Origin of the sequence: Pilosibacter rotomagensis (genome assembly GCF_045062245.2) — a bacterium.
GTDB lineage: Bacteria > Bacillota > Clostridia > Lachnospirales > Lachnospiraceae > Pilosibacter.
In genome coordinates this window covers 2824699-2848962 of the sequence record NZ_CM170323.1, presented here as the reverse complement: position 1 = coordinate 2848962, position 24264 = coordinate 2824699, and the positions used below count along the sequence as shown (strand labels likewise).

Genomic DNA, 24264 nt, shown 5'->3' with positions numbered 1-24264 from the left:
TCAATTTTACTTTTAATACTTCTTATGATACGCTAAGAATATAGAAATTGCAAGAAAATAGCAGGATAGAATGCGAATTTTCAGGATGTGAGACTCGGAGTCATGAATGGCGGGCGGAAAAAGTGATCCGATCGGCAGAAAAGAACGGAGAAAGGGCGGATACAATGGAGAAAAGCGATATCAGATATCAGGCATATGTGAGTATTCTGGAAGAGGAGCTGAAGCCGGCGATGGGATGTACAGAGCCGATCGCCATCGCTTACTGCGCGGCAGTCGCGAGAGAAGTGCTCGGCGGACTCCCGGAGAAGGTGAAGGTAGGAGCCAGCGGCAGCATGATCAAGAACGTAAAATCCGTGATCGTCCCGAATACGGATCATTTAAAGGGAATCCCGGCGGCGGCAGCAGCAGGAATCGTTGCAGGTGATCCAAAAAAGGAACTTGAGGTCATAGCGTCTGTTACAAAAGAGCAGATCACGGCGATGAAGGAATTCCTTCAGACGACCCCGGTGGAAGTGGAACATATTGATAACGGCATCACCTTTGATATTATTGTGACACTGACACGCGGAACAGATACCAGCATGGTCCGCATCGCAAATTATCACACGAATGTGGTACATATTGAAAAGAACGGAGAAGTCATCAGGGATATCCCGGTGAATGGTGAGGAGGAGGAAGGTCTTACGGACCGCTCACTGCTCGATATGGAGCATATCTGGGACTTTATCCATACGGTGGATGTGAATGATATCAGAGAGGTTCTGGAGCGCCAGAAAACTTACAATATGGCGATCGCCAGAGAGGGAATGCGTGGGAAGTATGGATCCAACATCGGCGCACTTCTTCTTGATATGAATGGAAATGATGTCCGTACACGGGCGAGAGCCATGGCGGCAGCTGGATCTGACGCACGAATGAACGGATGTGAACTTCCGGTTATCATCAACTCCGGCAGTGGAAATCAGGGAATCACGGCTTCTGTTCCGGTCATCGTATACGCAACGGAGCTGGGAGTCGATGAAGATACCATGTACCGGGCGATGGCACTCTCAGATCTCACGACGATCCACCAGAAGACGCCCATCGGAAGACTATCCGCTTACTGCGGCGCAGTCAGCGCGGGCGCGGGTTCCGGAGCAGGGATCGCGTATCTCTCCGGAGAGTCCTATGATGAGGTGGTCCACACCGTGATCAATGCGGTTGCCATTATTTCCGGTATGGTCTGTGATGGCGCGAAAGCGTCCTGCGCGGCAAAGATCGCTGAGGCGGTGGACGCGGGGATCATCGGCTACTATATGGCAAAGCGTGGTCAGAACTTTGATGACGGCGACGGAATCGTGACGGCCGGGATCGAGGCGACGATCCGCAACGTGGGACGTCTCGCAAAAGAGGGAATGAAGGAGACGAATGATGAGATCATCAACATTATGATCGGGAGCTGAGGTATGTCTCCCGTGCGAATTAAGATATGAAAGTATGGTTGCGGAGTGTTGTCCAGGTGACGGCACTCCGCTTTTGATGTATAAGGTTTTTTCTGCGAGAAATAACCTTAGTTTGATAAAGAATAACAAAGAAGTAGAAAGATATAGCAAAAAATGATACATTATATACAAGAAAAGCCGCAGGAATGTGCGGCTTTCAGAAACTCTTTTCAGCAGCGATGCGCGGGAAGAGAGATAGAAAAATGAGGGAGGGAAGAACATGAGCTATGATATCAATCTGAAACATCTGGAATACTTCATCAAGGTGGCGAGACTTGGTTCCATCAACAAGGCGGCCCAGATGCTCTATGTTTCCCAGTCCCATCTCGGAAAGATCATTCATGACCTGGAGGGGACCGTTGGGGCGCCGCTCTTAAACAGGAGCCGTCAGGGCGTGACGCTGACTCCCGAGGGAAATGAGTTTTTGGAACGGTCAGTGCGGATCTTAAAGGAAATGGAAGGAATGCATCTGCGGCCATTAAAGGAGATGGAGAAGACAGAGCCCCTGGCGGTGTCCATGACAAAGTTCTCCCATGTGATGGAGAGCTTTATCACTATCGTGCGACGGTACCAGGATCAGCCGGAATTCACCCACCGCCTGTATGAGGGGCAGCTGGAGGATGTCATCGAGGATGTGGTCTCCGGGCGGGCCGACATCGGAATTTTCCATTTCGACAGCCAGAGACATGAGGAAATCCAGGTGATGGCGGCGGCGAAAGGCCTTACATACCGGTTCCTCTCTTATGTGGAACCGCAGATCGTGATCTCAAAGGATCATCCGCTCGTCCGGGAGAAGAAGCCGATGACGAGGGAGAATCTTGCGAATTACGGATTTATCCGCTATATGGGGCTGTATGACGATATTCTCTCCAATATCCTCGGACCAAACGAGGATGGGGGAAGTACGGGAAAGAAGAAGGAGATTTATGTGACAGGGCGTGCGACGCTCATGAACCTGATCTCACAGACGGATTTTTACAGCATCGGGATCCATGACTTCGACAAGCAGCTGTCGGATTTCCGGGCAGTTTCCGTGCCGATTCCGGGGTGCGAGGTGAAGCTGGAATTCGGGTATGTGACACTTGCGGATGTGCCGATCTCCGGGATTGGGGAAGAGTTTTTGAAGGAAGTAAGAGAGCGGCTTGAGAGGGGACAGGACGTTTAAAATATGAGAAAATGCACGGAAAATGTGCTGATAAGAGTTTCCTGCAAAGTATGGAAAGTGCGGCAGCAGGAGTGGAAGGTCATAGAGGAAAGGAGTAAACAAAAGTTATGTTTCAGGATCTGATCAATGAGGCACTGGAAACGGGACGCCCATACATCAAAGAGGGAGAGGTTGCGACCTATATTCCGGAGCTTGGAAGAGCGGACAAGAATAAGCTCGGAATCAGCATCTTCTGCCGGGATGGAAGCCGGTTCTCCTGCGGGGATACGAAGGACCGGTTCAGCATCCAGAGTATTTCGAAGGTTATCAGCCTTGCAGTAGCACTTGAGGTATGCGGGTTTGACATGGTGTTTGAGAATGTGGGAATGGAGCCGTCGGGGGACGCGTTCAACTCCCTGATCAAGCTTGAGGGATCCAACAGTCATCCATACAATCCGATGATCAACTCCGGTGCCATCGCGGTGGCGAGCTTTATCGAGCCGAAGGTATCGTTTGGGGAGATGCTGGAGCTTGCTAGGTGTTTCTGTCAGGATGACGGGATCGTTCTGGATGAGAAGGTCTACCGCTCGGAGATGTCGACGGTGGCGAGAAACCGCGCCATCGCCTACCTTTTAGAGAGCAAGGGCGTGATCAATGGAAATGTGGAGGAAGCGCTGGATTTCTATGTGAAAATGTGCTCGCTGAGCGTCACGGCGGAAAGCCTTGCGGGATTGGGACTTCTGCTCGCGAATGACGGAGTGGATCCGTCCGGAAAGCGGCTGTTGAATTCCGATACCGTGAGAGTCGTGAAGACGATCATGCTGACCTGCGGCATGTATGACGGGTCCGGGGAATTTGCGGTCCGCGTGGGAATTCCTTCTAAGAGCGGTGTCGGTGGCGGACTGCTGTCTGTTGTTGACGGGAAGATGGGAATCGGAATCTATGGTCCGTCTCTGGACGCAAAGGGAAACAGCATTGCTGGGAGAAAAATCCTGCAGTTCCTTTCCTCACAGATGAAATTGCATATTTTTGCGAAGAAGGACTGAGCAGTTTTTTGATGAAGGGTAACAGTTCATTAGGTTACGATGAAAGTATGAAAGTGGTACGGGACCCAGGGGAAAATGGGCGGACGGAAACTTTCTTCTTTAGAGAAAAATTAGGAAGGGGAGGTATTAAGAGAGAAAATCAGGCAGAAGTTTGGGCTGATGATCACACAAAGATGTAGGTTGTCGCAAGCGACCGCGCTCGGCACGAGAATGTGTCGAGGCACATTCTTCTTCGGGGATAATGAAATGTGCGGTCCTGGCAAAATTTTCTGAAAAAATGATTGTAAATACGGATAACTTACAGTAAAATTTTGGGGTAACAAAAAAGAAAAAAGAGGGGTAACAACACATGTACGATTTGTATGGGGCACTGATCGGGAATCTCAGTAATTATCTTTACACATACATCCTGATCATTTTACTTGTTGCAGGCGGAATTTACTTTACGGTCCGCACAAAGTTTGTTCAGTTCCGCTATTTAAAGGAATCCTTGCGGGTCGTTCTCGCACCGAGTGAGGATGACAAGGCGATCTCGTCTTTTCAGGCACTTATGGTTTCGACGGCATCCCGTGTGGGAACCGGAAATATCGCAGGCGTATCTACTGCGATTTGTCTCGGCGGACTCGGATCATTATTCTGGATGTGGCTTACAGCGCTTCTGGGAATGTCCACTGCTTTCGTGGAGGGAACTCTGGCTCAGATCTACAAACGCCGTTCCGATGACGGCGGATGCTATGGCGGCCCGTCCTACTATATCGATCAGGCGATCGGAAAGCACTGGCTTGGGATCCTGTTCGCAGTATTTATGATCCTGACCTACATGGTTGGCTTTAATCTGGTTGCGTCCTTTAACATTGCGGATGCGCTCCGGGTAGTTCCGGGATATGCGGAGCATGAGAATCTTGCAAAGTGGATCATCGGCGCTGTGCTTGCGGTCCTGTTCTTTATATGCATCAGCGGCGGCGGAAAGCAGATCGCGGGGATTACAGAGAAGGTTGTTCCATTTATGGGATTCTTCTACATTGCGGTTGCAATGTTCGTGATCGTGACCCATATCACACTTCTCCCAGGAGTGTTCGCAGAGATCTTCCGCAACGCGTTTGATGTGAAAGCAATTTTCGGCGGATTTACGGGGTCTGCGGTCATGCTTGGTATCAAGAGAGGTCTTTTCTCTAACGAAGCCGGTGTCGGCGCTGCTGCGTGTGCGGCTGGTTCCGCGGGTGTTTCCCATCCGGTAAAGCAGGGACTTGTTCAGGTGCTTTCTGTATTCCTTGATACCTGTATGATCTGTACAGCGACTGCGATGCTGCTGCTCTGCTCCGGTGTGGAGCCGGATGCGGATATGGCCGGAATGGCCTATGTGCAGGCGGCTATGAACAGCACACTCGGCAAGTTTGGTGTTGTGTTTATTACAGTTTCCCTGTTCCTGTTTGCATTTACGACCCTGCTTGGAAACTTCTATTATGCGGAGACAGGGCTTGCGTATCTTTGCGGCATGACTCCATCTAATGGGGCAAAGTGGGGCATGAGGATCGTTGCTGCGGTGGTTGTGTGCGTCGGCGCTACGATGAAGCTTGGTATTGTCTGGGATACAGCGGATGTGCTGATGGGCTTCATGGCGCTGATCAATGTGCCGGTGATCGTTATTCTCCTGAAGCCGGTACTGCGGTGTCTTGAGGATTATACAGAGCAGAAAAAGGCCGGAAAGAATCCGGTGTTTAAGGCGGAGCATATTGGACTGAAGGAGAAGGTGGACTTCTGGAATTAGGGACGATATTTCCGGGAATGGAATTGGATATGGAAATGGATGAAGGGCAGCCGCAAGGCTGTCCTTTGTTTTTGGGATGGGAGCGACGATTTTGGAGAGAGTACGCTGCCGGTCTGCCTCCAGTCCCAGACGCCGGGTATTTCCCAGGCGGTTCCTCTAAGCTTGCGGAAGAATGCTAAGGGCGGTGGTCAGTCGGCACAACTCGCCTTCGGCTCAGACAAGTGCCGCCTGTCCACCAACGCATTCTCCCACGAGCTAAGAGGAAACCATGCCCGGAAAATAATGCGTCTGAGCCTGGAGGCAGACCGGCAGTGCGAGAGTGTTAAATTACATAGTCGTCCCCGGGCTGGCCGTTCTGCACGAGGTCGGCGATGGTGACGCCATCTAAGTATTCGTTGACGACTTTGTCGAGACCCTGCCAGAGAGGGAGAGTTTTGCAGCTTCCCATTCTGGGGCAGTCGGTGCTGCCGGGCTCTAAGCAGGCTACCGGAGCCATGGAGTTTTCAGTGAGGCGAAGAATGCTGCCGACTGTGTACTGTTCCGGTGCTTTTGTGAGGCGATATCCACCGCCTTTACCGCGGACCCCCTCTAAGAGTTTTGCTTTTACGAGGACCTTGATGATGCCCTCGAGGTATTTTTCAGAGATTTCCTGTCTTGCTGCTGTATCTTTTAATGGAATATAGCCGTCGGTCTGGTGTTCCGCAAGATCGATCAGGACGCGGAGAGCGTAGCGGCCTTTTGTTGAAACCATCATAATCTGTATCCTCCCATGCTGCTGCGTGTTGCTGAATATTTTTGATCGTAATGTAAGTTTAACATTATTCCTATTATAATACAAGGTTTAAGGGAAAAAAAGGGAATAAATACAACGCCGTTGTGCAATATGCAGAGAAAATGAGAAAAAATGCCATAAATAGTTTAAAGATTGACATACTTTATAGATATGTGTAAAATCGGATTAGTCATAACTAACTTAGCTGTAACTAACTAAAATAATCTGGAGGCAATATGAAAAAGAAAATCAATCGAGTATCTGTTTGTGCAATGGCTGCAGCAGCCAGCCTGTTTACAACGAGCTTTAGTGCAATGGGTGCTGGAGCAGGTGTCGGCGGATGGCGACAGGAGAATGAGAAGTGGAAATATTATGATGCATCCGGGATCTTGCTGACCGGATGGGTCAAAAACGGAAATGACTGGTATTATATTGATCCGTCAACTGGAGAGATGGTAACAGGATGGCTCCATACGGCGGATGGACATTGGTACTTCCTGAATAATCTAAGTGATGGATTTAAGGGGCGTATGGTAACAGGCTGGCAGTGGATCGATGGACGATGCTACTATTTTGAAACAGGCACCAACGGTCAGGGCAGTCTTTATATGGGCGGAAAGACACCGGATGGATACTTGGTCAATGCGGATGGCCAGTGGATCGATAAGAATGGAGAGATTCATGTTTCTGTAAATAAAGGATTTAAGACAAAAGAGGAGTCAGTAAAGGCAAGCACCGTGAAAACGAGATATAGCGGCAGTTCTGGACGTTCCAACAGCGGATGGTCTGACAGCGATGACGATGACAGTGATGACAGTGATGACAGAGATACTAGGCCAGTACAAACGGGAAGCAATGCGACCCCGGACAAGCCGGAGATTCCCAATAAACCGGATACCCCGGATCAGCCAGATACTCCAAGTAAGCCGGATACCCCAGATCAGCCGGGAATTCCGGATCAGCCGGATACCCCAGACAAGCCAGACACCCCGGATAAACCGGATACTCCAGACAAGCCAGACACCCCGGATAAACCGGATACTCCAGACAGACCAGACACCCCGGATAAACCGGATACTCCAGACAAACCAGACACCCCGGATAAACCGGATACTCCAGACAAACCAGACACCCCAGATCAGCCGGGTACCCCAGAAGAAATAACAGTAGTGGGATACGAAAATCTGAAGGAAGTTAATGCGGAATATGGTGAAGATTGGAGCCAGGTCTTAGAACGCCTTCCGAAGCAGCTCACGCTGAAATTAAGTAACGGGGAAACGAGAGACGTGGATGTAACATGGCCGTCATACCTGAACACATATCGTCCGGGAGAAGTAAAAATATATGGAAGATATGACCTGCCGGAAGATGTAAGGGGAGATAAACCGGAAGTTTCACTCACGATTATCGTAGCAGAAAAGCCGGAGGTGCCGGAGATCATCACGGCAGTGGGATACAAAGCAATCGACTCTGTAACTGTAAAATATGGGGAAAGCCGAACTGGTATTTTAGAGGCGCTTCCAAATACGATCACATTGCTGCTGAGCAACGAGAAAAGCATTGATGTGAATGTTGAGGATTGGATGACCTCGAAAGTGAATACATGGGCAGCAGGTACATATTACGCTGAGGCACAGTACGAACTTCCGGAGAATGTTACAGGAGATAAGCCGGAAGTAAAGGCTAAGGTCATTGTAGAGGAAAAGAAAACTCCGGACATGACACTGGATCAGCAAGATTACTACTATGACGAAAATCCGGTCATTACTTTAAAAAATATGAATTTCCCGGAAAAAGTGACAGTGACATATCTCGGCTATTATTCTGATAAAGAATATACAGATGGAGTGGAGTACCGTTATGATAAGGAGAATGGAACGATTACTCTGTTTACACAGCAGATCTTAAAGAGAGACAGCGGAAGCTTATCTTCAGCTGAGAGGGTAGATCTGGAAGTAAATGCAGGAGATCATTCAAAGTATATTACAGTAAGTTATAAAGCGAGCAAATCCGTATATGCTTATCCGACTGCATATGAAGATATCGAGACTGGTGCAACAGTAAAAGCAGAAGTGATCGGTCTTGAAAAAGCAGATTATGATGCTCTGAAGCTGTATGCAGGTGATCAGGAACTTACAGGAATTGAAGTAACAGAAGAGCGTGTGGATGGTGAAATGTGCACATATATCAATATTCCGTATGCTGCTGTCAAAGACCATCTGGAAGAAAATGGTTCTGTTGCCCTGACAGGAAAGGTTCCTGGAGCAAAGGCATTTACACTTACTTTATCCTACAAGCAGGAAACAGAAGCAAAAACATTAAATGCTGAAATTCCGGAGACAGACGATGGTCCGAAGTATGGTTATCCGATTTATCCGTACGATGAGTACAGCAGCATAAAGATCAATATTAACGACAGTGAACTGACACTTGACAAGATCAAAAATGAACTTCAGATCGATATGCAGAGCGAAGGGGAAAAGCGTTTTACAGTGCCGTCACCGATCGACAAGGAGACAGATTCTTCTAAGTATGGATATTGGAGTGTACAGAAAACAGCAGATGGTTTTCGGGTTCTTCGCCCGACAGATCAGTCAGAGGGAACGTTAAAATGGCAGATCAAGCCGGGAACAGATTATGACCGGTATGTGACAACGATCTATCTGAAACTTCCGGGGTATACAGAGACAGAACTGCATGTTGTACTGATGCCGTAAGTAGGGGAACAATAACAAAAAAGAGGGCTATTATGATAAAAAAGATAAAAGAGCTGACGTGCAAAGCACTTGTACTTTCTATGCTTGCATCTACAGTACTTCCGGGATTCTCCGGAAGTGCTTACGGTGCATACGGGGAAAAAGCTGCAGCTGATTCCGAGAAAACAGAGTATGTACTGTCAGAAATTGAAAGCCTGCTGAAGGGCAGTGCACCGTACGATATACTGATCAAGTGTACATATTCCGATGATGGTACGGGGCTTTCCAGAAAGGAAAAGGCAAACAAAGCACAGAGGGAGCTACTGGAACTACTGGAACAGAAAACAAAGGATCAGTCTGTGACAGAGTATCAATCCTATTACATTGTAAATGCGGTTCATGCGATCATCACATCGAAGGAATTGATAAAGCAGATCGCAGAACTTCCGAATGTGGAAAAGATCACACCGAACAATAAAATTGAATTGGTCGAGCCGGTCGAAGATGACGAGGAACCTGAAACGGCATCATATTCAGTTCGGAATTCAATTTTTGAACCGGATGAAAAGAACATTGAATGGGGAGTATCTATGGTCCACGCGGATAAAGTGTGGGACGATTTCCATATCAATGGAGAAGGCGTTACCGTAGGAATCATCGATACCGGTGTTAATTACAATCTTCCAGCAATTCAAAAGGCGTTTAAAGGTTATGATGAATCGACGGGAAAGATCGATAACCGCTACTATAAGGATTTTATAGACGATCTCCCGGAACCGGAGGCATCTTCTGTCAACGATCATGGAACGCATGTAGCCGGAACGATCTGCGGACGTGAAGGCGACAACCTGAACCAGATCGGTGTAGCGCCCGGGGCCAAATATATCAGTGCGAGAGCTTTGAATGATGAAGGCGGAGAAGTCGCGAATCTTCTGGAAGCAGCAGAGTGGATGCTGGAGCAAAAGCCGGACGTTATCAATAACTCCTGGGGGGGAGACAATGATGACGATGACTGGTTTTCTGAGATCACAGAAGCATGGATCGAAGAAGGAATCGTTCCGGTATTTGCTGCCGGAAACCAGTCTTCTGGAGATCCGGCACCCGGATCGATCGCAAACCCGGGAAATCTTCTGGAGGTACTTTCTGTAGGTGCTGTGGACAGAAATAAGAATCTTGGAAAGTTTTCCCTGGTGGGACCGTCGGCGTTTGATGAGACAGGAAAAATTATTAAACCGGAGATTGTAGCACCTGGTGTACAGGTCAGAAGTGTGGATGCAACAGGAAATTATGTAAGCTGGAATGGTACAAGTATGGCAACACCGCATGTGACTGGTGTAGTTGCACTTCTGAAACAGGCTGCTCCGGGACTTTCTGTCCGGGAAATCAAAAATGTGATCACGGAGACTGCAGAGCCGCTGACAGATCGGAAATATCAGGAAACACCCAATATGGGGTATGGATATGGTCTGATCAATGCATATGATGCAGTTGCACGTTTGAAGGGAAAGACGATCGGTTCTATTTCTGGAACAGTAAAGAAGCTGGGTACGGATACAGGAGCCAGCAGTGCAGAGTTCATTGGCGATGATTCTGGATATCTGGGAAGAGATGTCGAAGTGTCTGTAAAGGTAAAAGAGGATGTTTCTATTAAGAAGGCAGCCCTGTATTATCAGATTGGACAAGACGGTGATGAGATAGAAATTTCCCTGAAACTGACAGACGGAGAACAGAATGATGGAATCTATGGAGCAGTTCTGGACGCAGATATCCTGGAAGAAGGAGAATTGAATCTCAGAGCTGAGATTACGGATTATGCGGATAATATCACAAAAATCGAAAAGACGATGCAGATTCTTCCCGGCATTAAAGTTCCGTGGAAACAGGATTGTGAGGAAGATATGCAGGGATTTCTGATCGAAGGAAACTGGAAGTTATCCCATCGCGAGTCAGCAGCTGAACCGGAAATGCCGGATGATGGAAATACATATATTGGAATTGACGGCGGACAGAGTACGTTTGAAAAGCGTGTGGACAGCTATTTATATCTTCCGCCGGTTGACCTTTCTGATATGAATGAGGGGGATCCGGTATTCCTCTCAGCAGATATGTATGTGGGATTTACGGGAATCAGCCTTTCTGAGATCCAGGCATCTTATACAGGAGATGAGGATGACTGGGAAGTTGTCTATAATCTGACAAAACGACCGGATATTACGGAACGGAAATGGGAGCACAATACATATTCCCTTTCTAAATATGCTGGAAATTCCAAACCGTTATTGTTGAGATTTTATTTCTTTGGACATGATGCGGACAGTGGTGTGGGCTGGTATCTGGATAATCTGGAACTTGACACCGCTGGAAGTGAGATTCCGGAGAAAGTTACCGGACTGAAAGCTGTGGTAGATCAGAAGGGACTTTGCATAAGCTTTGTAAAAGTAGAAGAACCGGATGTAGAGAATTACCGGATCGAGCGAAGAAGCGCAGACAGCGAATTTGAAGAAGTCGCAATGCTGGACAAAGATGCAAAAGAAGAATTCATCAATAACGGAGTAGATAAAACTCACTACCGGATCCTCTGGTATGATGATACCGCAGAGGCAGGAGAAACATATTGGTATCGTGTCCAGGCTGTCGACCTTGGTGGGCAGGAAGGGCCATGGTCAGATGAGATAAAAGTGAAGGTATCATCATATGAAACATCTGTATCATATGAGTTTGATGAGAATGACGGGGGATTTACCTCCGAGATCCTTTCTGGGGAAGCAGATGACTGGGAATGGAGCCATCCGGAAAGACCGGACGATGAATACATGGATTTCATTCTAAAACAGGTATGGGAAAACCTGGAAAAGAACGGCTCCGGAATGTGGGGAACCACAGCGAATGGACTCCTTTCCAAAAAGCAGGATTCCTGCCTGCTTATGCCGGAATTTGAAGTTTCTGAAGGGGATTATTTCTATTTTGATTCTCTTACCACGGAAAGTATTGTGGGTTCCAACCGCATGACGGTGGAAATCAGGGAAGCTGATACGGATGAGTGGTTTACTTTGTTTACAAGAGAAGAGGTGCAGAAAAAAGAGCAGCAGCATGAATGGCAGACACTTTCAAAGAATCTGTCAAAGTATGCAGGCAAAACTGTACAGGTAAGATTCCGCGTGTCAACAGGCACAGATCTTGTTTCTTCTTACGATCTTGGCTGGTTTATTGACAACATTTTTGTGAGCAAAGCGCGTTCAGAATTTTCAGGAAGCAAAGCGTCAAAGTTGATTGCAACAGGTGGAAATGCTGTAAGAAAATATAATACGGCAACCAGATCAAATGCAATCAGAAAAAAAACTGCTGTTTTCGGTGGACAAGAAAATATCTCTGTGCAGGGAGAAGTGACAGAAATTCCGCTGAAGGCAAAAGTGACAGTACTGGAGACAGGAAAGTACACATATGCCAGTGAGATCGATGGAACTTATCATCTGGATCATGCGGTAAATGTGGAGAAACCATATACACTGGAAGTTTCGGCATATGGGTTTGAAACTCAGAGGATCTCTGTAGATCTGAATCAGGATCCGCATACAAATATTGACTTTGTTCTCAAAGAAGCACCAAAGGCAGTCATTAATGGTATTGTTGAGGATGAAGCAGGAAATCCGTTGGAAAACGCAAAAGTCCGCGTCCTGGAAAATGACAGTATTCCGCTCTTTGAGACAGATAAAAATGGATCCTATACCGGAAATGGTGTATATGCCGGAAACTGTACACTTCGTGTGTTTAAAACAGGCTATATTCCGCAGGAAGTGAAGGTAAACTTGACTGAAGGTGAAAATCAGGTGGATCCAGTACGCTTAAAAGAAATCGGAGACTTTGCCGAAGAAGAAGCGGATTACGGTTTTGTAGTGGAAGAAACCGAAGGAAGCTATCAAACTGTACACTTTACAAGTGGAATGAAAGGCGCAGCTGTATGGTTCCAGTCACCGCATAAAGGAGGAATTCTAAAGAGTGCTGATATTTTCCTCGTTAATAATAATTATTATGGTGGGGATCATGTGGAGATTGGGGTTCTTGGATATGATAAGCAGGGACGTTTAAGAGAACTTGCACCGTTCAGAGAATATGAAAATCTTGTTCCGAATGAATGGAATAAGATTGATCTGACAGAATATTGGATCCAGAGGGATGAACCGGTTTATATTGCAGTTCAGTATGAAAAGGAACTGGCTTCCTGCATGGGTGTATTTTACGACGTGAAAGCTTCAGATAAGGCGAAAGAAAGATCGTTTGTCTATGATGGGGCGTTCACAAAGACAACGGCACTTTCTGTTCCGGGAGCTTATGCGATGAAAGCATCCTGGTATTATCCGAAAAATGCGGAAAAGAATCCAGAATCCAGTGTAGATGGAGGAAACTCTGGTGGGGATACAGGAAATGTTAAACCGACGGATGAAGAAGAGTTTGTATTTGATCCGGAAACCCAGACGATCACAGAGTACAAGGGGGAGAAAACTTCTGTTGTTGTACCAGCCAAGATTAAGGGTGTTCCGGTGAAGAGAATCGGAAATGAGGCATTTAAAGGAGACGGAAAGGATGCTGATAAGCGGCTCCGTACTGTTCGAATTTCTGAGGGAATCGAAGAAATCGGTAAGGATGCCTTTAAAAATAATAATCTTCAGAAAATCTATCTTCCGGATAGCCTGAATGTTCTGGAAGAGGGGGCATTTAAATATCAGTGGAAGACAGGTATGGATGACGATTCTTTGACAGTACGTCTGCCGGAGAACATTCATATTGTAGAGAAATCCGTATTTGAAAGTGCAGGAAGCCCGCTTAAAGTAGAAATGCCCGGAGTTCTAACAATCAGGACAGGAGCGTTTGCAGGAAATAAGTCAGTGGAAGTACAGGCGGATGTTCTGGAAGAGATTGAAGATGGAGCATTCGGAAATACCTCCAGTGTACAGTTTGAATATGCAAAGGTGTATACAGGAGAAAACTCCGTGCTTGAATCAAAAGATGGACAGTATCTGATCAATCCGGCAGTCGTGGAACTGAATATGATCAATGCTAAGGATAAGGAGGATGTCATTAAAATCGGATTAAAGTATGGAACAGAAAATCCATATGGAATGACAAGAAATTATCCGGCATCTGATTTCTATAGAATCGGGCAGACGGTCACAGTAAATGCACCTTCGTTCAGAGATAACGGAAAAGTATATGTAAGTAAAGACAAATCGCAGACGTTAACTCTGAAAGAGAAAAATACGCTTGACTTTTACTATTATCTTCTTGAAGCACAGATTAGAATGCCGGTTCTGGAAGGAGATAAGGAAACTGTTGGATTTGTACTTCCGGGTGCTGAGGTGCAGGTGACAGCAGGAGGCTACACCGGAAAAACAGTGGCAGATGAAGCAGGATACTTTTATCTGGAACTTCCGGCAATAAAAGAGGGCGATACGCTCTCCTTCACAGTCAATGGACAGGAAGCAGGAAGTACAGCCGCAGAGAAGGCCGGAAATGGTCGCTTCGTTGTAAAAGATCATGTTCTTCTTCGGTATGTCGGCGCGGATGAGAATGTAGAGATCCCGAACTCAATTGGAAACAGCGGAGCAATCACAAAGATTGGCGATTTTGCCTTTTTCGGTAAAAAAATTAATAAAGTAACTCTGCCGGATCAGGTTGAGACTGTTGGTGCCGGTGCATTTATGGGAACAGGACTTCAGGAATTTGGTTGGAATTTAAATGATATCAACAAGGCAGGTTTAAGGATCATTGAGGAGTATGCATTTAAAGATAACGAACTTTCTTCTGTGAAGTTCCCTGAATTAATGCATGCGGTGAGAACTGGTGCGTTTGAAAATAATCAGATCAAAACTCTGGAACTTGGAAAATACACTGGACATATCGGTGACCGCGCATTCAAGAACAACCAGCTGAAGAATCTTATTCTGACAGGCAAGACAGAAGAGATCGGAAAAGAAGCATTTATGAACAATCAGCTGGAGACCCTGGAATTTGCGGCGAGAGTAGCAGGAGCGGAAGAGACATTTGAACTTCCGGAATACAGCTTTGCTGGAAATCGTCTGAGTGAAATTACTCTTCCAGAACTTGTGTCAGGAGTAGAAGAGAGTGCTTTTGCAGATAATGAAGGAGGAAAAGTAACACTCAGGACAGATGTTGAAAGCATTCAGCCGACAAAGACATATGATGTTTTGAGAAGCGATGGAACAAGGCTGACACTGGATCCAGAAACAGACAAACCAGGAACAGACAAACCAGGAACAGACAAACCAGGAACAGACAAACCAGGAACAGATGATCCGGGGTCAGACAAACCAGGAACAGATGATCCGAGCACAGATAAGCCAGATCCCGGAAATGGAGGCAATACTGGAGGCGGCGGACATTCCGGCAGCAGAGGAAACAGCTATTCCAGACAAAGTGCAAAATCGGCAGTTCCAGCTGGATATACCGGAGCAGTGCAGACGATACACGGATACATCCTTCCTGCAGGTGTGATGGAAGGAACGTGGCGAAAAGAAAGTGGAACACCATACTGGAACTTAATGGATCAGTTCGGCAATCAGTGTGTCGGAGGCTGGAGACTTGTATATCTGCCTGAGGCATCTGCAAATGGTCAGACAATGCCGTATGGATGGTTCTGGTTTGATGGAAATGGAAGAATGGCAACAGGCTGGATGACAGATGCGTCAGGAAATACATTTTATTTGAATACAGAACAAAATTCCTTAGAGGGCATGATGATAACTGGCTGGCAGAAAATCGGAGAAAACTGGTATTACTTTAAGACAGAGTTTGGTCCGGATATGGGAAAACTTTTGAAGAATACAGTGACTCCGGATGGCTATACAGTGACCTCTGATGGACGATGGAACGGTATGCCGGCAGTGCATTAAGTATTGAAAGACTTCGTGAGTCATAAAACTTATGGCGCGCGGAGTCTTTTTAGTATTGACAAATCCGTATATTTACAATATAATCCTATTAACATATGTGAAAGGTAGGTAATAACTTATGGCAAACATATATACATCCGCAGACCAGCTGATCGGAAAGACTCCGCTCTTAGAGCTTACACAGATTGAAAAATCCGAGGGACTTAACGCGAAGATCCTTGCGAAGCTGGAATATTTCAATCCGGCCGGATCGGTAAAGGACAGGATCGCGAAGGCGATGATCGATGACGCTGAGGCGAAGGGAATCTTAAAGACTGGTTCTACGATCATCGAGCCGACTTCCGGAAACACAGGAATCGGTCTTGCGTCGGTTGCAGCTGCCCGCGGTTACCGGATCATTATCGTAATGCCGGAGACAATGAGCGTGGAGAGACGCCAGCTTATGAAAGCTTACGGCGCAGAGCTTGTCCTGACTGAGGGAGCGAAGGGAATGAAAGGTGCGATCGCGAAAGCGGAGGAACTCGCGAAAGAGATTCCTGGAAGCTTTATCCCGGGTCAGTTCGTAAACCCGGCAAACCCGGATATTCATGAGAAGACAACAGGACCGGAGATCTGGGAAGATACCGATGGAAAGGTTGATATTTTCGTTGCAGGTGTCGGCACCGGCGGAACGATCACAGGCACCGGCAGATACTTAAAGAAACAGAACCCGAACGTGAAGGTTGTTGCAGTTGAGCCGGCAAGCTCCCCGGTACTCAGCAAAGGCGTTGCAGGTTCCCATAAGATCCAGGGAATCGGAGCCGGATTTGTGCCGGATGTCCTCGACACGAAGGTTTACGATGAAATTATCGCGGTTGAGAATGACGACGCGTTTGCAGCAGGAAAGTTAGTCGGAAAAAAGGAGGGCGTCCTTGTCGGGATTTCCTCCGGAGCGGCGATCTGGGCTGCCCTTGAGCTTGCAAAGAGACCGGAAAATGCAGGAAAGACGATCGTGGCACTTCTTCCGGATACCGGTGACAGATACCTGTCCACACCGTTATTTGCAGACTAGTACGTTAAAAAATTGTATCATGGATGAAGAAAAGACTGCAGGATCATGCGAAAAGGCGCGCGATCCCGCAGTTTTTTGCGTTGCCATGCATCTGTAAAGAGTTACCGGCGGCAGGTTCTGCAGGTGACTGAAAATAAGGAGAAATGCTTTGGCACATGCCAGGCGGATATCGCTAAGAAGGTTGTGACAGGTTGAAAGCCGGAGACAGTGGGGGAGGCCGGAATGTCGTATCCGTGCGGACCAAAAGAATCATACTTGTAAAGTAAAGAAAATATAAAATAGTAATAATTACTATTATTGACTTTTGAGAAGAGATGTGGTAGAATACAGACATGAGGAAAACAACGGATGACCGTTGAAAAAAAGTACGGATAAACAGAAGAAAAGAAAGGCAGACTGAATACGGGAATGCCGAAAATAAAAATTAAGATCTGAAAGGAGACCAGTTTTATGAGCAAATACGCAGGAACAAAAACAGAGAAAAACCTTGAGGCCGCTTTCGCCGGAGAATCCCAGGCAAGAAACAAATATACCTACTTTGCATCCGTAGCAAAGAAAGAGGGATATGAGCAGATCTCCGCATTATTCTTAAAGACTGCTGACAACGAGAAAGAGCACGCAAAAATGTGGTTCAAGGAATTAGAAGGGATTGGCGATACCGCAGCAAACCTTGCGGCAGCAGCAGACGGCGAAAACTACGAGTGGACCGATATGTATGATGAGTTCGCAAAGACCGCTGATGAGGAAGGTTTCCATGCACTGGCAGCAAAATTCCGTATGGTCGGCGAGATCGAGAAACATCACGAAGAGCGTTATCGTGCTCTCCTGAAAAATGTAGAGACAGCTTCCGTATTCGAGAAGAGCGAAGTAAAGGTATGGGAGTGCCGCAACTGCGGACATATCGTGATCGGAACAAAAGCACCGCAGGTATGTCCGGTCTGCAATCACCCGCAGAGCTATTTTGAGGTTCACGCAGAGAACTATTAAAAGTACGGACCAGTTGAAAATAAAAGTCGAAAAAAAGTGGCCTTCATCCCAGAATCGGGATGAAGACCACTTTTTATGTAACAGGAAATTCCGGGGAATTTCCTGTTACATAAAAAGGCACATTCTTTTATCGTTGGGGAATTCCCATGGAATTTTTGCCTTCAAGTCAATGTCATCTTGCGGTCAGCGCAGTAAATGCACAGGCTTGCTGAATAGTTACATCATTTTTATAACTTCTATTTCTGGTAAGCAGCCCGCTCTCCGCCGATATATTTGAGTCTCGTTCTCGCGCATACAACATGGGCGGAGCCGATGGACTGGATCTTCGTGCGGACCGGAACGGCAACATGGCGAAGGTGCATGCCGATCAGGGTATCGCCAATATCGATCCCGGCGTGTGCCTGGATGTATTCCACGGCGCACGGAGATTCAAAACCGTTCCATGCGGCGGTGGAGAAGGAACCGCCGGCCTTTAACTGCGGTTTTACATTCACCATCTCAAGGCCATATTTCTCAGCACATTCTTCCTCGACGATCAGAGCGCGGTTTAAGTGCTCACAGCACTGGGCGGCGAGGTAGAGACCGTGTTTCTTTGTCACATGGGAAAGGGCGGTAAAGACAGCCTGTCCGACTTCGCTGCTGGAGTAGCAGCCGATCGCGTGGGCAGCGATCTCGCTGGATGAGCAGCCCACCACCAGGATCTGCCCCGGTTTCATTGCGGCGGTATTGATCAGCTCCTCGGCGATCGCTTTTGTCTGTTCATAAATTAAGTCAAGGTCCACATCGACGGATGTGGCGATATCTGTTGCGCTCATAGTATTTCCCTCTTTTTGCAGAATGCCCGGAGACTGAAAATACTCCGGGCGGTATATGGTTTCATGGTTAAATGGATCCGGCGGTGCATGCCGCTGTCATGAGGAACGTGTGAACTGGAAATTACTCGAAATGATATTTGTCGAGCAGCTCATGTTTCATATCCCAAAGAGGCTTGGAGAGATCCACATGGACCTCATGCGGGTTTACGAGACGTTTTGTCTCATCCCACAAGGTATTCAGTTCCTCTTTGCAGTACTTCTGGATGTCCATGACCTTCGGGGAGTGGTAAATACACTCGCCGTTCTTAAATACCTGGACCGGAAGTTCCCGCATCGTGTAGGTTCCCGGAGCGAGGAGTGTCTTTTTCCATGTCGCGATCGGGTCAAAGAGCAACAGCGGTTCGTCCTCGTTGAAGGTCTCACCGACGAGACAGATAATGTCCGCGATGACCTTGTGGCTGTCCTTGCCATAAATGCGGTAGGTCGTCTTGTTGCCCGGGTTTGTGATCTTCTCCTCGTTCTCGGAAAGCTTGATCTTCGGGATAAATTTGCCGGTCTTCTTGTCCATGATCGCAGCGAGCTTATAAACGCCGCCGAAGGACGGGCAGTCTTTGGAGGTGATCAGGTTTGTTCCGACACCCCAGGAGTTGATGGTCGCGCCCTGATTCTTTAAGCTTGTGATCAGGGTCTCATCGAGATCGTTGGATGCGGAGATCACAGCGTCCGTGAAGCCTTCCGCATCGAGCATTTTTTTCGCCTCTTTGGAGAGATAAGCGAGGTCTCCGCTGTCCATACGGATTCCGTAGAAGGTAAGCGGGATTCCCTCGGCGCGCATCTCCTTGAATACCTGGATCGCGTGCGGGATACCGGAATTTAATGTATCGTATGTATCAACTAACAGGATACATGCAGTCGGATAGAGTCTCGCGTAGGTGCGGAAGGCGGTGAGCTCATCCGGGAAACTCATGATCCAGCTGTGGGCATGGGTTCCTTTTACCGGAACGTCGAACATCTGGCCGCAGAGAACATTGGAGGTACCGATACAGCCGGCGATCATAGCGGCTCTCGCACCGTAGATTCCGGCATCCGGACCCTGGGCACGTCTTAAACCGAACTCCATAACTCCGTCTCCGCGGGCTGCATGGACGATCCGGGAAGTCTTTGTTGCGATCAGGCTCTGGTGGTTGATGATATTTAAGATCGCGGTCTCAACGAGCTGGGCCTGCATGATCGGAGCGATGACTTTTACGAGAGGTTCCCGCGGGAACACAACGGTTCCTTCCGGGATCGCGTAGATATCGCCCGTGAATTTGAAGTCTGCCAGATATTCCAGGAAATCTTCCCCGAAGAGTCCTGTGGTGCGGAGATAATCGATATCTTCCTTATCAAAGTGTAAATTTTCGATGTATTCGACAACCTGCTCTAAGCCGGCCGCGATCGCAAATCCGTTTCCGTCCGGATTTGTGCGGTAGAATGCGTCGAAGATAACTGTCTCGTTCGCATCCTTTGCATGAAAATAACCCTGCATCATGGTCAGCTCGTAGAGATCTGTAAGCAGCGTCAGGTTTCGTTCGCTCATAATATTTCTCCTTCATGTTTCTCCGCGTCGGATACCGCGCGGAATATTGAACGCAGCGATCCGGCATAGCATCGGACAGGAACTCATACCGGATGATAGCGACAGCGTGAGCACGGTTCACCCCAAAAGAAACGCGCGGCTGTCAAACGTATTGAAGTTGATTATATCAGCTCTTGTGCGAAAAGGCAAATTTTACGTTAAAAAAGTAACGATCAATTAAAAAGAACGTAAAATATGACTAAAAACCTTAGAAAGAAAACCGAACAAAGAGAAAATATGGAAAGAATTCGCAACAGTCGGGGGATTCCCTTGACTTTTAAATACCTTATATTTATAATTGATTTGTCTGTATATCTAAGATGCAGGCGATCATAGAAAAAAGCCATGACGGAGACAGTAGGTTCACAAGCAGAAAGCCAAAGCGAGCCGGGGACGATGGAAGCCCGGTGCTTTTTCGTGAAAGGAAGATCACTCCCGAGCTGGAAGCTGAACCCCGGGTGCGGACCGTGTTCCCGGAAAGTAAGTGTCCCCGGCCTTTTCCGCCGTTAACGGAAACTCATATGTCAGTATGCAGTAATAGGTGGTTAAAAGCGTTATTTCGCCCTGTTCTCATTGGAACAGGGCTTTTTTATTTCTTTATTACCAACCGACGGCACCGGAAAGGCGCCGGGCGGACCTGACATACGACACACAAAAACACGAAGAGCGCGGCAGGGGACCGTCTGCGGAGAGTGCAGAGGGAAGCCGAGGCAACGAGAAAGCCCCGCGCGAAAAAAAGAATTGGAGGAAATGTGTCATGTACGAGAAAGTATCAACAGACCTGAACTTTGTGGACAGGGAAAAAAAGGTTGAGAAATTCTGGAAAGACGAAAAAATCTTTGAAAAAAGTATCGACAGCCGCAGAAAAGGAACCCCATACGTGTTCTATGACGGACCGCCTACCGCAAACGGCAAGCCGCATATCGGACACGTACTTACCCGTGTCATCAAAGACATGATCCCGAGATACCGCACCATGAAAGGATACATGGTTCCGCGTAAAGCCGGCTGGGATACCCACGGACTTCCGGTAGAGCTTGAGGTCGAGAAGCTTCTTGGTCTCGACGGAAAAGAGCAGATCGAGCAGTACGGTGTTGAGCCGTTCATCGAGAAATGTAAAGAGAGCGTCTGGAAATACAAAGGAATGTGGGAGGATTTCTCCAGCACCGTTGGTTTCTGGGCTGATATGGATAATCCGTATGTTACCTACCATGATGACTATATCGAATCTGAATGGTGGGCATTAAAACAGATCTGGGACAAAGGACTCCTCTACAAGGGATTCAAGATCGTTCCATACTGCCCGCGCTGCGGAACACCGCTTTCCAGCCATGAGGTTGCCCAGGGATATAAGGATGTAAAGGAAAAATCTGCCATCGCCCGCTTCAAAGTAAAAGGCGAGGACGCATATTTCCTTGCATGGACCACAACACCGTGGACTCTTCCGAGCAACGTGGCACTCTGCGTAAACCCGAAAGAGACATACGCAAAAGTAAAGGCCGCAGACGGTTATACCTACTATATGGCAGAAGCCCTGCTTGATGCCGTTCTCGGAAAGCTTGCGGATAAGGAAAACGGAACTCCGGCATATGAGGTTCTTGAGACATGCACCGGTAAGGACCTTGAGTACAAGGAATATGAGCCGTTATTTGACTGCGCAGTTGAGATCTGCGAGAAACAGCACAAGAAAGCATACTTCGTGACATGCGCGGATTATGTTACCCTGACAGACGGTACCGGCGTGGTACACATTGCACCGGCTTTTGGTGAGGACGATGCCCAGGTAGGCCGTCGTTATGATCTCCCGTTTGTACAGCTTGTAGATGCAAAGGGCGACATGACAAAGGAAACTCCGTATGCAGGCGTATTCGTGAAGAAAGCGGATCCGATGGTCTTAAAAGACTTAAAGGAAAAAGGTCTGTTATTCGAGGCACCGGCATTCGAGCACAGCTACCCGTTCTGCTGGCGCTGTGACACACCGTTGATCTACTATGCGAGAGAGTCCTGGTTCATCAAGATGACAGCGGTGAAGGATGACCTGATCCGCAACAACAATAAGATTAACTGGATTCCGGAATCCATCGGTAAAGGACGCTTCGGCGACTGGCTGGAGAACGTTCAGGACTGGGGAATCTCCAGAAACCGTTACTGGGGCACACCTCTTCCGGTATGGCAGTGTGAGTGCGGAAAGATGCACTGCATCGGCAGCCGTGAAGAATTAAAGAAGATGAGCCCGAACTATCAGGATGTTGTAAAGAAATACAGCAAAGAGATGGACGGAGACAAGGGAGAGGTTGAGCTTCACCGTCCGTTTATCGATGATGTAGTGATCACCTGCCCGGACTGCGGAAAAGAAATGCACCGTGTACCGGAGGTTATCGACTGCTGGTTCGACTCCGGTGCAATGCCGTTCGCACAGCATCACTATCCGTTTGAGAACCAGGAGCTTTTCCACAAACAGTTCCCGGCACAGTTCATCTCCGAGGCCGTTGACCAGACAAGAGGATGGTTCTACTCCCTCCTTGCCGAGTCCACGCTGCTCTTTAATGAGCCGCCGTACCAGAACGTTATCGTTCTCGGTCACGTTCAGGATGAGAACGGACAGAAGATGAGTAAGTCCAAGGGAAATGCCGTTGATCCGTTCGACGCATTAAAGACATACGGCGCTGACGCGATCCGCTGGTACTTCTACATCAACAGTGCACCGTGGCTGCCGAACCGTTTCCACGGAAAGGCCGTTATGGAAGGACAGAGAAAGTTCATGGGTACTCTCTGGAATACCTACGCATTCTTCGTTCTCTACGCAAATATCGACAACTTCGACGCAACCAAGTATACACTGGAATACGATAAACTTCCGGTCATGGACAAATGGCTGTTATCCAAGTTAAATTCTACTGTTAAGGCAGTGGATGACGACCTTGCGAACTACCGCATCCCGGAGGCTGCAAGAGCACTCCAGGAGTTCGTGGATGACATGAGCAACTGGTATGTAAGAAGAAGCCGTGAGCGTTTCTGGGCAAAGGGCATGGAGCAGGATAAGATCAACGCTTACATGACTCTCTACACAGCACTCGTGACGATTAGTAAGGCAGCAGCTCCGATGATCCCGTTCATGACAGAGGAAATCTACCAGAACCTGGTAAGATCCATCGATAAGACGGCTCCGGAGAGCATCCACCTCTGCGACTTCCCGACCGTTGATGAGGCACATATCGATGCCGAGCTGGAAGCAAAGATGGATGAAGTCTTAAAGATCGTTGTGATGGGACGTGCGGCAAGAAATACCGCAAACATCAAGAACCGTCAGCCGATCGCCAGAATGTTCGTAAAGGCACCGGAGAAGCTTCCGGAGTTCTACCAGGAGATCATCGAGGACGAGTTAAATGTGAAGTCCGTAGAGTTCACAGATGACGTCAGAAACTTCACATCCTACACCTTCAAGCCGCAGCTTAAGACCGTAGGACCGAAGTACGGCAAACAGCTCGGAAACATCAAGAAAGCTCTCGCTGAGTTAGACGGAAACGCTGCAATGGATACCTTAAACGAGAAGGGCGCTCTGACCTTCAACTTTGACGGAAATGAAGTCGTTCTCACAAAGGATGACCTTCTGATCGATATGGCGCAGACAGAAGGTTATGTATCCGAGGCAGACAACACCGTGACCGTTGTTCTCGATACAACATTGACACCGGAGCTTCTCGAGGAAGGTTTCTACCGCGAGATCGTCAGCAAGATCCAGACGATGCGTAAAGAGGCCGGATTCGAGGTTATGGACCACATCTACGTTTACGTTGACAAGAATGAGAAGATCGCAGATCTGATCAAGAAGTACGCAGACGAGTTAAAGAGCGAAGTCATGGCCGACAGCATCACGCTCGGCGAGATGACTGGATATACAAAAGAGTGGAACATCAACGGTGAAGATGTTGTACTCGGTGTCGCGAAAGTGACAAAATAGACGGATGACAACAGGAA

12 protein-coding genes are annotated in these 24264 nt (G+C 47.8%); 9 read left to right on the top strand and 3 right to left on the bottom strand.

The window, feature by feature from the left end:
- Nucleotides 1-164: 164 nt before the first annotated feature.
- The 4 genes from ACI3EW_RS12725 to ACI3EW_RS12710 all read left to right on the top strand — a co-directional run bounded on the left by ACI3EW_RS12725 (nucleotide 165) and on the right by ACI3EW_RS12710 (nucleotide 5439).
- Nucleotides 165-1442, top strand: a complete 1278-nt coding sequence (locus ACI3EW_RS12725) for an L-cysteine desulfidase family protein (RefSeq protein WP_405581612.1) — start codon at nucleotides 165-167, stop codon at nucleotides 1440-1442.
- A gap of 259 nt (nucleotides 1443-1701) precedes the next feature.
- Nucleotides 1702-2646, top strand: coding sequence for a LysR family transcriptional regulator (locus ACI3EW_RS12720; protein ID WP_405581615.1), 945 nt, complete (start codon nucleotides 1702-1704; stop codon nucleotides 2644-2646).
- 107 nt (nucleotides 2647-2753) lie between these two features.
- A complete protein-coding gene (gene glsA / locus ACI3EW_RS12715) occupies nucleotides 2754-3671 on the top strand; it encodes a glutaminase A (protein WP_117515798.1) in 918 nt (305 codons plus the stop codon).
- Nucleotides 3672-4020: 349 nt separating this feature from the next.
- Nucleotides 4021-5439: an alanine/glycine:cation symporter family protein gene (locus ACI3EW_RS12710; RefSeq protein ID WP_215703253.1), complete on the top strand. Its 1419-nt coding sequence runs from the start codon at nucleotides 4021-4023 to the stop codon at nucleotides 5437-5439.
- A gap of 322 nt (nucleotides 5440-5761) precedes the next feature.
- Here the strand turns inward: ACI3EW_RS12710 and ACI3EW_RS12705 are convergent, their stop codons facing one another.
- Entirely contained in the window at nucleotides 5762-6193 is a 432-nt protein-coding gene (locus ACI3EW_RS12705) for an RrF2 family transcriptional regulator (RefSeq protein ID WP_118530538.1), read from the bottom strand.
- 254 nt (nucleotides 6194-6447) lie between these two features.
- Here ACI3EW_RS12705 and ACI3EW_RS12700 point away from each other — a divergent pair, with 254 nt between their 5' ends.
- From ACI3EW_RS12700 to rbr, 4 genes are all read left to right on the top strand, one after another.
- Nucleotides 6448-8928 (top strand): N-acetylmuramoyl-L-alanine amidase family protein, encoded by a 2481-nt coding sequence (locus tag ACI3EW_RS12700; protein ID WP_405581620.1) that lies wholly within the window; start codon nucleotides 6448-6450, stop codon nucleotides 8926-8928.
- 32 nt (nucleotides 8929-8960) lie between these two features.
- Complete coding sequence (locus ACI3EW_RS12695; protein ID WP_405581623.1) at nucleotides 8961-15815, top strand: S8 family serine peptidase; 6855 nt, start codon at nucleotides 8961-8963, stop codon at nucleotides 15813-15815.
- Between the two features lie 118 nt (nucleotides 15816-15933).
- A complete protein-coding gene (cysK, locus tag ACI3EW_RS12690; protein WP_405581626.1) occupies nucleotides 15934-16866 on the top strand; it encodes a cysteine synthase A in 933 nt (310 codons plus the stop codon).
- A gap of 450 nt (nucleotides 16867-17316) precedes the next feature.
- Complete coding sequence (gene rbr, locus ACI3EW_RS12685; protein ID WP_118298609.1) at nucleotides 17317-17853, top strand: rubrerythrin; 537 nt, start codon at nucleotides 17317-17319, stop codon at nucleotides 17851-17853.
- A gap of 236 nt (nucleotides 17854-18089) precedes the next feature.
- On the opposite strand, the gene ACI3EW_RS12680 is transcribed toward rbr, so the two are convergent.
- Both ACI3EW_RS12680 and ACI3EW_RS12675 read right to left on the bottom strand, forming a co-directional pair.
- A complete protein-coding gene (locus ACI3EW_RS12680) occupies nucleotides 18090-18668 on the bottom strand; it encodes a TIGR01440 family protein (RefSeq protein ID WP_118298610.1) in 579 nt (192 codons plus the stop codon).
- Between the two features lie 121 nt (nucleotides 18669-18789).
- Nucleotides 18790-20247, bottom strand: a complete 1458-nt coding sequence (locus ACI3EW_RS12675) for a nicotinate phosphoribosyltransferase (protein WP_118530546.1) — start codon at nucleotides 20245-20247, stop codon at nucleotides 18790-18792.
- 796 nt (nucleotides 20248-21043) lie between these two features.
- On the opposite strand from ACI3EW_RS12675, the gene ileS reads away from it, so the two are divergent.
- Nucleotides 21044-24247, top strand: a complete 3204-nt coding sequence (gene ileS, locus ACI3EW_RS12670) for an isoleucine--tRNA ligase (RefSeq protein ID WP_329752110.1) — start codon at nucleotides 21044-21046, stop codon at nucleotides 24245-24247.
- The last annotated feature ends 17 nt before the right edge of the window (nucleotides 24248-24264 follow it).

Bases quoted from the DNA above. Each gene is read 5' to 3' on its own strand.
- cysK (WP_405581626.1), top strand. From the start codon at position 15,934: ATGGCAAACATATATACATCCGCAGACCAGCTGATCGGAAAGACTCCG.
- ACI3EW_RS12695 (WP_405581623.1), top strand. From the start codon at position 8,961: ATGATAAAAAAGATAAAAGAGCTGACGTGCAAAGCACTTGTACTTTCT.
- glsA (WP_117515798.1), top strand. From the start codon at position 2,754: ATGTTTCAGGATCTGATCAATGAGGCACTGGAAACGGGACGCCCATAC.
- ACI3EW_RS12705 (WP_118530538.1), bottom strand. From the start codon at position 6,193: ATGATGGTTTCAACAAAAGGCCGCTACGCTCTCCGCGTCCTGATCGAT.
- ileS (WP_329752110.1), top strand. From the start codon at position 21,044: ATGTACGAGAAAGTATCAACAGACCTGAACTTTGTGGACAGGGAAAAA.
- ACI3EW_RS12720 (WP_405581615.1), top strand. From the start codon at position 1,702: ATGAGCTATGATATCAATCTGAAACATCTGGAATACTTCATCAAGGTG.
- ACI3EW_RS12725 (WP_405581612.1), top strand. From the start codon at position 165: ATGGAGAAAAGCGATATCAGATATCAGGCATATGTGAGTATTCTGGAA.
- ACI3EW_RS12680 (WP_118298610.1), bottom strand. From the start codon at position 18,668: ATGAGCGCAACAGATATCGCCACATCCGTCGATGTGGACCTTGACTTA.
- ACI3EW_RS12675 (WP_118530546.1), bottom strand. From the start codon at position 20,247: ATGAGCGAACGAAACCTGACGCTGCTTACAGATCTCTACGAGCTGACC.
- ACI3EW_RS12700 (WP_405581620.1), top strand. From the start codon at position 6,448: ATGAAAAAGAAAATCAATCGAGTATCTGTTTGTGCAATGGCTGCAGCA.
- ACI3EW_RS12710 (WP_215703253.1), top strand. From the start codon at position 4,021: ATGTACGATTTGTATGGGGCACTGATCGGGAATCTCAGTAATTATCTT.
- rbr (WP_118298609.1), top strand. From the start codon at position 17,317: ATGAGCAAATACGCAGGAACAAAAACAGAGAAAAACCTTGAGGCCGCT.